Below are 10,072 nucleotides of genomic sequence, written 5' to 3'. Positions count from 1 at the left end.
AACACCCTGCTGCCGGTGCTGGCGGCTTCAAATGGCGTAGAATCGGCGGCGAACGCCGTTCGCACTTATGTTCCAGGGTGGCGGAGAGGGAGGGATTCGAACCCCCGATAGAGTTGCCCCTATACCGCATTTCGAGTGCGGCGCTTTCAACCGCTCAGCCACCTCTCCGCACGCAGTGCCGCGCTGTCTAGCGCCAAGGTCCGCCCAAAACAAGACGTAACGGTCCATTGTCCGGCCGGTCCCGCTTGACTTTTCGCGCTCCGCCCACCATAGCAAGCGCCAGCGTGGCGCGGTCGGACCGCGCCTTGCTCCTTTTGGCGAAAGACCCGTTGGCGAAAGACCCGGCACGGGCGTCGCTCGAAAGGCAAGAAAACGGGAAAATCCGGAAAGACTGAACAAGAAGCCGGCCGGCGTGCCGATCGCCCATGGCGCCCTGTGCGTGTGGGATCCGGGCGTGCCAGAGCCGTATCGAACACGAAGGGAAAAACGATGTTCGCAGTCATCAAGACCGGCGGCAAGCAGTATCGCGTCGCCACCGATGATGTGCTCACGCTCGAAAAACTCGACGGCGATGCCGGCGAAACGGTCCAGTTCACCGAGGTGCTCGCCGTCGGCGATGGGGCCGATGTCACCCTCGGCAGCCCGCGCGTCGAGGGTGCCATGGTCACCGCCGATGTCGTCGAACAGGGTCGCGCCAAGAAGGTGATCGCCTTCAAGAAACGCCGGCGGCAGAATTCGCGCCGCAAGCGCGGCCACCGCCAGTTGCTGACCACCGTGCGCATCCGCGAGATTCTGACGGACGGCGCCAAGCCCTCGGCCGAGCCGACCAAGAAGCAGTCCGCACCGGCCAAGGCCCCGAAGACCGAACCGAAGGCCGAGTCGCCCGCACCGGGGGCCGGGGCCGCGCCAGAAGGCCCGCTGTTCACCGCGCCCGACGGCGAAAAGGACAAGCTGACCGAGCTCAAGGGCGTCGGCCCGGTCGCCGAAGGCCAGCTCAACGAGCAGGGGATCACCACCTTCGCGCAGATCGCCGCGCTGACCGCCGACGACATTGCCCGGATCGACGAGCACATGCCGTTCAGCGCGGCGCAGATCGAGGACTGGCAGGCCCAGGCCAGGGAGCGCGCCGGCTGAGACCGTGCAAGGCCGGGTGCGCCGCACAACAGCTTCACCCTTGAACCGCCCGCCGGAAACGCCCATAAGGACGGCACGCCCGGTCGGGACGCATTAAGACGCCGACTGCGGCAGGAGAGATAAGATGGCACACAAGAAAGCGGGCGGATCGTCGCGCAACGGACGTGATTCGGAATCCAAGCGCCTTGGCGTCAAGAAGTTCGGCGGCCAGTCGGTGACCGCCGGCAACATCATCGTGCGCCAGCGCGGCACCCGGTGGCACCCGGGGACCAATGTCGGGATCGGCAAGGACCATACCCTGTTCGCCCTCGCCGACGGCGCGGTGGAATTCCGCAGGAAAGCCAATGGCCGCACCTATGTATCGGTGATGGCGACCAGCGACTGACCGGGCAGGTCGATAAAGCGCCCGGCGTTCCAACACCCGGGAGTAGAGCGTTTTCAAAGGGGAGTTGGGGCAGGCATCAACTCCCTTTTGATTCGGACCGAACCCATGATCAGCTCCGCCGAAAAGCCCGATTACCGTCAGCCCGAAAGCCGGCCCTTCTCGCTGAACACGCCCGTTCTCGCCACCGATCGCCTGGTGTTGCGCATGCCCGTGCTCGACGATGCCGACGAATTGGCGATCATCGCCAACAGCCGCGAGATCGCCGAGATGACGGCGCGCATGCCCCACCCCTACAAGCGGGCGGACGCGATCGCCTACATCAACGCCATCCATGACGGCCGGGTCGAAGGCTATGTCTATGCGGTGACGATTGCCGACACGGGCCGGCTGATCGGCATGTGCGCGGTCACCAACCGCCCGCCCTCGGGCGATCTGGAGGTCGGCTACTGGCTCGGACGGAGCTGGTGGGGCAAGGGCTACGCATCGGAAGCGGCGAGCGCGGTGGTCGATCTCGCCTTCCGGGTGACCGGCGCCAACGTCATCTATGCCGGCTCGCGCACGGTCAATCCGCGTTCGCGCCAGGTGCTCGTCAAGCAGGGCTTCGAGTTCACCGGCCACGACCATATCGACACGATCGCCGCCGGGCGCGTTGCCATGGAGCGCTATCGGCTGAGCCGCGAAAACTGGCTGGCCCGCAAGGCCGAAACCGGCTGAGCCGCGCCTTGCCGGGCCGCTCAGCCCGCGATCTCGATCCAGACCGGCATATGGTCCGAGCCTTCGGCCTCGCGGTCGATCCGCGTGCCCTTCGCCCGCGCCGCCAGCGCCGTGTTGCAGAAGGCATAATCGAGCCGCCGTCGCCGCACCGGCTCCTCGCCTAAGGCCGATCGCCAGCTCCAGCCCGGATCGGTCGCGGTCGCCTCGACGATCGCGCCATCGTCGACCATCAGGCGATATTCATCGGAATCCGGTTCGCAGTTGAAATCGCCCATCAGGACGAAATCGCCCCGGTCCTCCATGTCCGGCAGGCCAAACTCGAACGCCCCGGTGATCGCGCCGCCGGTGCGGGCGAAATCGCCCGCGATCCGTTTGAGCGCGCGGATCTGCGCCATGCGCTCGCGCGCATCCACATGGTCCAGATGCACCGAATAGAACCGGATCGGGCCGGCCGGCGTGTCGATCCGCGCTTCGAGCGCGCCGCGCTGAAGGTTGAACGCGTCCTTGCGCCAGGAACGGGGCAGCAAATGTCCGCGCACCGCCGTCAGCGGCCATCGCGACAGCACCATGTTGCCGAATTGGAACCGGCGGTTGACCGCCACGCCGTCGACGATCGCGCCGCCCATGTCCAGATCGGCGGCCGGATGGTACGCCGAAAAGTGGCTCGGCAACGCCGCAACGATCGCTTCGACCATGTCCATGCCGCCATTCTTGACGTAGCCACGCGTCACCTCCTGCAGGCAGATCACATCGGCGGCCCGGACACGCGCGATGATCCGGCCCAGATCGCAGGTTCCATCGAACCCGAAGCCGTACTGAATGTTGTAACTGACAGCGCTGATCATCGTCGCGTCCCCGTGCCGCCCATCGATAATGCTCGCAAGGCGCGTTTCGATACGCTACAGACTGCGCCCCGTAGCCGTCCGAACCACCGCTCCCGATCCGCCGACCCTTACAGCGGCAACCGTGACAATGCGATGAAATTCCTCGACCAGGCCAAGGTGTACATTCGATCGGGCGACGGCGGCGCCGGCGCCGTCTCGTTTCGGCGCGAGAAGTATATCGAGTTCGGCGGCCCCGACGGCGGCGACGGCGGCCGGGGCGGCGATGTCTGGGTCGAGGCCGTGGACGGGCTCAACACGCTGATCGACTATCGCTACAGGCAGCATTTCAAGGCCAGGACCGGCCAGCACGGCATGGGCAAGACCCGCACGGGCGCCGGCGCCCCCGATGTCGTTCTGCCCGTGCCCGCCGGCACGCAGGTGCTCGAACAGGACAATGAAACGCCGATCTGCGATCTGGTCAATATCGGCGACCGGCATCGCCTGGCCCGCGGCGGCAATGGCGGGTTCGGCAACGCGCATTTCAAGTCCTCGACCAACCGGGCGCCGCGCCGCGCCAATCCCGGACAGCAAGGCGAGGAGCGCTGGATCTGGCTGCGCCTGAAGCTGATCGCCGATGCGGGTATTGTCGGCCTGCCCAACGCGGGCAAGTCGACCTTTCTCGCCTCGGTGACCGCCGCCAGGCCGAAGATCGCCGACTATCCGTTCACCACGCTGCACCCCAATCTGGGCGTCGCGCGGATCGACGCGCGCGAATTCGTCCTCGCCGACATTCCCGGGCTGATCGAGGGCGCCTCGCAGGGCGCGGGCATCGGCGACCGCTTCCTGGGCCATGTGGAGCGCACGCGCGTTCTGCTGCATCTCGTGTCGGCGCGCGAGGACGATGTCGAGGCTGCCTACCGCACCGTCCGCGGCGAGCTTGAGGCCTATGGCCAGGGCCTTGCGGACAAGCCCGAAGTGCTGGCCCTGTCGCAGGCCGACCTGGCCGACGACGCCGCGCGCGCCGACATGGCGGCCCGGCTTGAGGCGATAGGCGGCCGGGCGCCGCTGTTGCTGTCGTCGGCCACGCGCGAGGGCGTGGAGGCGGCGCTGCGCGCCCTGATGGCGGCCGTCGAGCAAGCGCGGAGCGCCGATCGCAGCGCCGGGCGGCAGGCCCGCCCGTGGCGACCGCTCGATGGGGGGCGGTGAACGATGGGCCTTGCCGCGCACAAGCGCATCACAGTCAAGATCGGCTCGGCGCTTCTGGTCGACCGGGCCTGCGGCCTGCGCGCGGCCTGGCTCGACAGCCTGTGCGACGATCTGGCCGGCCTTGCCGCCGATGGCCACGAGATCCTCGTCGTTTCCTCAGGCGCCATCGCGCTCGGCCGCACGATCCTCGACATGCCCGGCGGCACGCTCAAGCTCGAAGGAAGCCAGGCCGCGGCGGCCGTCGGGCAGATCGCGCTCGCCCATGCCTGGAACGCTTCGCTCGCCCGCCATGGCGTCACCACGGGCCAGGTGCTCGTCACCCTGGACGATACCGAGACGCGCCGGCGCTATCTGAACGCGCGCGCGACCATCGGAGCGCTGCTGAAGGTCGGCGCGATTCCCGTCATCAACGAGAACGATACCGTGGCGACCAGCGAAATCCGCTACGGCGACAATGACCGGCTGGCCGCCCGCGTCGCGGTGATGATGAACGCCGATCTTCTGGTGCTCCTGTCGGATGTGGACGGGCTCTATTCGGCGCCGCCCGCGCGCGATCCGGCCGCCGAACACATTGCCCGCGTCGCGGCCATCACGCCCCAGATCGAGGCGATGGCCGGCGGTTCGGCGTCGGAGACCGCGCGCGGCGGCATGCGCACCAAGATCGAGGCCGGCCGCATCGCCACCGCCGGCGGCACCGCGATGGTGATCACGCGCGGCACGGTCGACCGTCCGCTGACCGCGCTCGAAGAAGGCGCGCGCGCCACATGGTTCGCCGCTTCGCCCACCCCCGTCTCGGCCTGGAAGGGCTGGATCGCCGGCAAGCTGGAGCCGCGCGGCACGCTGACGGTGGACGCGGGCGCGCACCGGGCGCTTCGGCAGGGCAAGTCGCTGCTGCCGGCCGGCGTGAAACGCGTCGAGGGCGACTTCGCGCGCGGCGACACGGTCGCCATCGCGCTCGACGGCGGTGGCGAGATCGCCCGTGGTCTTGCCGCCTATGGTGCCGCCGAGGCCCGCGCGATCGCCGGCCGCAAGACCGACGAGATCGAGGCCGTTCTCGGTCACGCGCCGCGCGCCGCCATGGTCCATCGCGACGATCTGGTCATGGGCGCGCACCGTTGAAACCGGCGTTGCCCTCGCCATGGGCGGCATGTAAAAGACGGACCCTGTGAAAGGGACGATCGCCATGCTGACCCGCGCGGACAAGGCCGATACCGATAAGGCCCGTACCGATATCGCCGCCGTCATGGCCGGGATGGGCGCGCGGGCCAGGGCCGCCGCGGCGCCCTTGGCGATCGCGCCGGCCGGCGCCAGGAACGAAGCGCTCGACGCGATGGCCGAGACGATCCTCGCCGGCCAGGCGGACATTCTCGCCGCCAACCGGGCCGACATGGAGGCGGCCCGCGCGGCCGGCCTGTCGAGCGCCTTGTTGGACCGGCTCGCGCTGACGCCCGAACGCGTCAAGGCGATGGCCGAGGGCGTAAGCGCCATCGCCGGGCTCGACGATCCGGTCGGCAGCGTCATCGCCCGGTGGGACAGGCCCAACGGGCTGCGCATCGAGCGCGTGCGCACGCCGCTGGGCGTGGTCGGCGTCATCTATGAAAGCCGGCCGAACGTGACCGCCGATGCCGGCGCGCTGTGCCTGAAGGCGGGCAACGCGGTGATCCTGCGCGGCGGCTCGGACTCGGCGAACTCCTCGCGCGCCATCCATGCCTGCCTGGTCGACGGTCTCGAAAGGGCCGGGCTGCCGGCCGACGCCATCCAGCGCGTGCCGGTCACCGACCGTCAGGCGGTGGGCGAGATGCTCAAGGGCCTCGACGGCGCCATCGACGTGATCGTGCCGCGCGGCGGGCGCGGGCTGGTCGAGCGGGTGCAGGCCGACGCGCGCGTGCCGGTCTTCGCGCATCTTGAAGGCATCTGCCATGTCTATGTGGACGGTTCGGCCGCGCTTGAGATGGCGGTCGAGGTGACGGTCAATTCCAAGATGCGCCGCACCGGCATCTGCGGCGCCGCCGAGACGCTTCTGGTCGATCGCGCCGCGGCGGACCGGGTGCTCGCGCCGATCCTGGACGCGCTCGACAAGGCCGGCTGCCAGATCCGCGGCGATGAGGCCGTGCGCGCCGCCTGGCCGAAGGCGGCGCCCGCGCGGGAGGCCGACTGGTCGACCGAATATCTCGACAGCATCATCTCGGTCGCTCTCGTCGATGGCGTCGGCGGCGCGATCGGCCATATCGGCCGCTATTCCTCCAACCACACCGAGGCGATCCTCGCCGAGGACGCCGGGGCCGTGGCGCGCTTCTTCGCCGAGATCGACTCGGCGATCGTGCTGCACAACGCCTCCACCCAGTTCGCCGACGGCGGCGAGTTCGGCATGGGCGCCGAGATCGGCATCGCCACCGGCAAGATGCATGCCCGCGGGCCCGTCGGCGTCGAACAGCTCACCTCCTTCAACTATCGCGTGCGCGGCTCCGGCCAGACGCGCCCGTGACCATCAACTGACGCCGATCCGGCGCGCGGGGGACCACGACCCAGATGACGTTCGACCATGCCGGCGTCGGCGCCCAGCATCTGCGCATGCCGCATGTCGAGCCGGGCATGAGCGTCGGCCTGTTCGGCGGCACGTTCAACCCGCCCCATGACGGCCATCTTCTGGTCGCCGAACTCGCCCTGCGCCGCATCGCGCTCGACCAGGTCTGGTGGATGGTCACGCCCGGCAACCCGCTCAAGCGAAACGACGCGCTGCCCCCGCTCGCCGAGCGCATCGGCTGGTCGCAGGCCATCAACCGGGACCCGCGCGTCAAGGTCACCGCGTTCGAGGCGCGCCACAATGTGCGCTACACGGCCCAGACCCTTGCCATCGTCAAGGCGCGCAACCCCACGGTCCGCTTCGTCTGGATCATGGGCGCGGACAATCTGGCGACGTTCCACCACTGGCAGGACTGGCGCGCCATCGCCATGCGTTTCCCGATCGCGGTCGTCGACCGGCCGGGCTCGACACTGGCCTTCCTGTCCTCTGTGATGGCCAAGACGTTCGCCCGCGCCCGGCTCGACGAGAACGACGCGGCGCTTCTTGCGCACCTCGACCCGCCGGCCTGGACGTTCATCCACGGCCCCCGCTCGCCGCTTTCCTCGACCGCGATCCGCAACGGCACGCAGACGCCGAACCGGAGCGCGGCGCGGCGCCGTTAAAAGCGGGTAAACCGACCTGTCTTGAAACTGTCAGACGCCCATGCATATCTTGTGGGTGTGGATGCCGAATCGTCCACATGTGTCCGGTGTTCATTGAAAGGAAGCTCTTGAGAACACAGACCCTGAAGAAGGCCGTCGCCGTGCCTTCGCCCTCCGATCCCGACGGCCGCGCCGTTGCGGAGCGGATTTTTCGAACCGTCCTTGCAAGCCTTGATGCCTCCAAGGCCGAAGACATCGTCTCCCTCGACATAAAGGGCAAGTCCGCCCTCGCCGACCATATGGTCATCGCGTCGGGCCGCTCGCACCGCCATGTCGGCGCGGTGGCCGACCATCTTCTGCGCGCGCTCAAGGGTGCCGGTTTCGGCGCCGCCCGCGTCGAGGGCCTTTCGGGCGCCGACTGGGTGCTGATCGACACGGGCGACGTGATCGTTCACATCTTCCGCCCCGAAGTGCGTGCGTTCTACGCGCTCGAAAAGATGTGGGCGGAAGACAGCCAGGCGGAGACGGACACGCTGCACTAGGCCTTGTGGCCTAGTAAGCCCGTCCGCTCACCGCGCAAGCTCCGTCATGCGGCTGATCGTCTTTGCCGTCGGCCGCATGAAGAGCGGACCCGAGGCCGAACTGGCCGGCCGTTACCTCGACCGGCTCGGCAAGGCCGGACCGGCGGTCGGCCTGACATGGGAAGGCGTGACCGAGATCGCCGAAAGCCGCGCCGCCTCGCCCGGCCGGCGCAGGGTCGAGGAAAGCACCCGGTGCCTGGCGCTCGCCGATGGCCGGGCCTGCGCCCTGATCGCCCTTGATGAAGCCGGCAAGTCGCTGACATCGGACGGCCTGGCAAGCCGAATAGCCCGCCTGCGCGATGACGGCGTCCGCCGCGCCGTCTTCGCCATTGGCGGGCCGGACGGGCACGCGCCGGAGCTTCTGGCCCGTGCCGATCTGCATCTGGCGCTCGGCGCCATGACCTGGCCGCACCAGATCGCCCGCATCCTCGTCGCCGAGCAGCTCTACCGCGCTGCGACCATTCTCGCCGGCCATCCCTATCACCGTGCGTGAGCGCCGACCAACAATTGCCGCCTTTGCAGGTTTTCTCGGCGTCACCGGATGCCGATAGTGCCCGGAACGAACCGCCTGATTCGACCACGGAGCGAGACGACGCCTTGGCGCGCGGCAGGACAAAACGAACAGCGGCCTTGGCGCTTGTTGCCGCCCTGATCGGGCCTTGCGCCTCGGCCCAGCCGGTCGTTGCGCCCGACAGCGCCACCGCCACCGCCACGGCCACCGCCGATATGGAAGCGCGGCTCGGCAGGTCCGTCGAGGAACTGGAACGCGTGCTGGGCGAACGCGGCGTTGCCGGCGCGCGCGCGGCCGAGCTTGCGCGCGAAATCGAGACGATCCGCTCGGACCGCGCCGCGATCACCACCACCCTGATCGCCGCCGCAAAGACCGAGCGGAAGCTCGGGCTCGACATTGTGGCGCTTGAGGGCCGGCTGGAAAGCCTGAAGGCGCAGGCGTCGTCGCTTCGCACGAGGCTGTGGGACCGCCGCGCCCTGCTGGCCGAGGTACTGGCCGCGCTGCAACGCATGGGCCTCAATCCGCCGCCTGCCATCCTCGTGACGCCCGACGATGCGCTGGCATCGGTGCGCAGCGCGATACTGCTGGGCGCCGTCGTGCCGGAGATGCGCGCCGAGACGGAGCGGCTGAACGCCGATTTGGCCGAATTGGGTCAATTGACCGCATCGATCACCGAAGAGCGGGCTCGCCTTGAGACGGCGCGCGCCGCCCAGGCCGAGGAGCGGGCGCGCCTGACCGTGCTCGTCGAGGAAAAGCGTGCGCTCGAAAGCGGCGCCGCCGAGGCACTGGCCGAACAGGAGCGGCGCGCCGCCCGGCTCGCCGGGGAGGCGCGCGATCTCCAGGCGCTGATCATGGCGCTCGAAGAGGACATCCAGGCCGCGCGGGCGGCGGCGGAACGGGCCCGGCTCGAAGCCCAAGAGGCCGAACGAAGCGCCCGCGCGGCGCGGCAGGAGGCCCAGCGGGTTGCGCGGGAGAGCGCCGAGCGAGCTGCCCGCGAGCGCCTGGAGGCGGCGCGACAGGCCGAACGGGAGGCGCGGACGCGGCTCGAAGCCAGCCGCCGGCGCGCCGAGGAACTGGCCGAGCGCCAGAGGCGCATCGCGCCCTCGACACCTTTCGACGCCCTCGCCGGCCAGCTCGAACATCCGGTGGCGGGCCGCACAATCACCGCATTTGGCGACGATGACGGGCTGGGAAGCCTGGCCCGCGGCGATACGCTACAGACCACGCCTAACGCAATCGTGACGGCCCCGGCGGACGGCTGGGTGCTTTATGCCGGCCCGTTTCGCGCCTATGGTAACCTCTTGATACTGGACGCTGGCGACGGATACCATATTGTGTTGGCGGGCATGGACCGGATCGAGGTCTCACGGGGCCAGTTCGTGGCCGGCGGCGAGCCGGTCGGGATCATGGGTTCGATCCGGCTGGCCGGCGTGACGGCGGCGGCCACTGAAAATGACAGTCCGACGCTCTATGTTGAATTCAGGAAGAACGGAAAACCGGTCGACCCCTCCCCCTGGTGGGAAGCGGCCGGAGCAGGAAGGACATGACCAAG

The 10,072-nt window shown here is 68.9% G+C and carries 11 protein-coding genes and 1 tRNA gene; 10 read left to right on the top strand and 2 right to left on the bottom strand.

Annotation, left to right across the window (positions count from 1 at the left end):
• Positions 1-78: 78 nt before the first annotated feature.
• Positions 79-168: transfer RNA gene (locus AC5E6L_RS00860), tRNA-Ser, on the bottom strand.
• Between the two features lie 321 nt (positions 169-489).
• Here AC5E6L_RS00860 and AC5E6L_RS00855 point away from each other — a divergent pair.
• The 3 genes from AC5E6L_RS00855 (at position 490) to AC5E6L_RS00845 (ending at position 2,233) form a co-directional block, all read left to right on the top strand.
• Positions 490-1,134, top strand: coding sequence for a 50S ribosomal protein L21 (locus AC5E6L_RS00855; RefSeq protein WP_491770592.1), 645 nt, complete (start codon positions 490-492; stop codon positions 1,132-1,134).
• 124 nt (positions 1,135-1,258) lie between these two features.
• Positions 1,259-1,519, top strand: a complete 261-nt coding sequence (gene rpmA / locus AC5E6L_RS00850) for a 50S ribosomal protein L27 (RefSeq protein WP_491770590.1) — start codon at positions 1,259-1,261, stop codon at positions 1,517-1,519.
• Between the two features lie 105 nt (positions 1,520-1,624).
• A complete protein-coding gene (locus tag AC5E6L_RS00845; RefSeq protein WP_491770588.1) occupies positions 1,625-2,233 on the top strand; it encodes a GNAT family N-acetyltransferase in 609 nt (202 codons plus the stop codon).
• 20 nt (positions 2,234-2,253) lie between these two features.
• On the opposite strand, the gene AC5E6L_RS00840 is transcribed toward AC5E6L_RS00845, so the two are convergent.
• Positions 2,254-3,075: an endonuclease/exonuclease/phosphatase family protein gene (locus tag AC5E6L_RS00840; RefSeq protein ID WP_491770601.1), complete on the bottom strand. Its 822-nt coding sequence runs from the start codon at positions 3,073-3,075 to the stop codon at positions 2,254-2,256.
• Between the two features lie 135 nt (positions 3,076-3,210).
• Here AC5E6L_RS00840 and obgE point away from each other — a divergent pair, with 135 nt between their 5' ends.
• The 7 genes from obgE to AC5E6L_RS00805 all read left to right on the top strand — a co-directional run bounded on the left by obgE (position 3,211) and on the right by AC5E6L_RS00805 (position 10,067).
• A complete protein-coding gene (gene obgE, locus AC5E6L_RS00835) occupies positions 3,211-4,263 on the top strand; it encodes a GTPase ObgE (protein WP_491770586.1) in 1,053 nt (350 codons plus the stop codon).
• A 3-nt stretch (positions 4,264-4,266) separates the two neighbouring features.
• Positions 4,267-5,382 (top strand): glutamate 5-kinase, encoded by a 1,116-nt coding sequence (gene proB / locus AC5E6L_RS00830; protein WP_491229025.1) that lies wholly within the window; start codon positions 4,267-4,269, stop codon positions 5,380-5,382.
• 64 nt (positions 5,383-5,446) lie between these two features.
• Positions 5,447-6,748 carry a glutamate-5-semialdehyde dehydrogenase gene (locus AC5E6L_RS00825; RefSeq protein WP_491770584.1) on the top strand — a complete coding sequence of 434 codons (1,302 nt, stop codon included), beginning with the start codon at positions 5,447-5,449 and terminating at the stop codon, positions 6,746-6,748.
• Between the two features lie 44 nt (positions 6,749-6,792).
• Positions 6,793-7,449, top strand: a complete 657-nt coding sequence (locus AC5E6L_RS00820; RefSeq protein ID WP_491229023.1) for a nicotinate-nucleotide adenylyltransferase — start codon at positions 6,793-6,795, stop codon at positions 7,447-7,449.
• 140 nt (positions 7,450-7,589) lie between these two features.
• Positions 7,590-7,970, top strand: a complete 381-nt coding sequence (gene rsfS, locus AC5E6L_RS00815) for a ribosome silencing factor (protein WP_491229031.1) — start codon at positions 7,590-7,592, stop codon at positions 7,968-7,970.
• A 46-nt stretch (positions 7,971-8,016) separates the two neighbouring features.
• Complete coding sequence (rlmH, locus tag AC5E6L_RS00810) at positions 8,017-8,502, top strand: 23S rRNA (pseudouridine(1915)-N(3))-methyltransferase RlmH (RefSeq protein ID WP_491770582.1); 486 nt, start codon at positions 8,017-8,019, stop codon at positions 8,500-8,502.
• A gap of 137 nt (positions 8,503-8,639) precedes the next feature.
• Complete coding sequence (locus AC5E6L_RS00805; RefSeq protein WP_491229021.1) at positions 8,640-10,067, top strand: murein hydrolase activator EnvC family protein; 1,428 nt, start codon at positions 8,640-8,642, stop codon at positions 10,065-10,067.
• The last annotated feature ends 5 nt before the right edge of the window (positions 10,068-10,072 follow it).

Source organism: Roseitalea sp., assembly GCF_984466335.1.
Note: the sequence above shows the minus strand (reverse complement) of the source record. Positions and strands in the feature narration are given on the sequence as shown.

Excerpts from the sequence above, each read along its gene's own strand:
- AC5E6L_RS00825 (WP_491770584.1), top strand. The coding sequence starts at position 5,447 with ATGCTGACCCGCGCGGACAAGGCCGATACCGATAAGGCCCGTACCGAT.
- proB (WP_491229025.1), top strand. The coding sequence starts at position 4,267 with ATGGGCCTTGCCGCGCACAAGCGCATCACAGTCAAGATCGGCTCGGCG.
- AC5E6L_RS00855 (WP_491770592.1), top strand. The coding sequence starts at position 490 with ATGTTCGCAGTCATCAAGACCGGCGGCAAGCAGTATCGCGTCGCCACC.
- obgE (WP_491770586.1), top strand. The coding sequence starts at position 3,211 with ATGAAATTCCTCGACCAGGCCAAGGTGTACATTCGATCGGGCGACGGC.
- rpmA (WP_491770590.1), top strand. The coding sequence starts at position 1,259 with ATGGCACACAAGAAAGCGGGCGGATCGTCGCGCAACGGACGTGATTCG.
- AC5E6L_RS00820 (WP_491229023.1), top strand. The coding sequence starts at position 6,793 with ATGACGTTCGACCATGCCGGCGTCGGCGCCCAGCATCTGCGCATGCCG.
- AC5E6L_RS00845 (WP_491770588.1), top strand. The coding sequence starts at position 1,625 with ATGATCAGCTCCGCCGAAAAGCCCGATTACCGTCAGCCCGAAAGCCGG.
- rlmH (WP_491770582.1), top strand. The coding sequence starts at position 8,017 with ATGCGGCTGATCGTCTTTGCCGTCGGCCGCATGAAGAGCGGACCCGAG.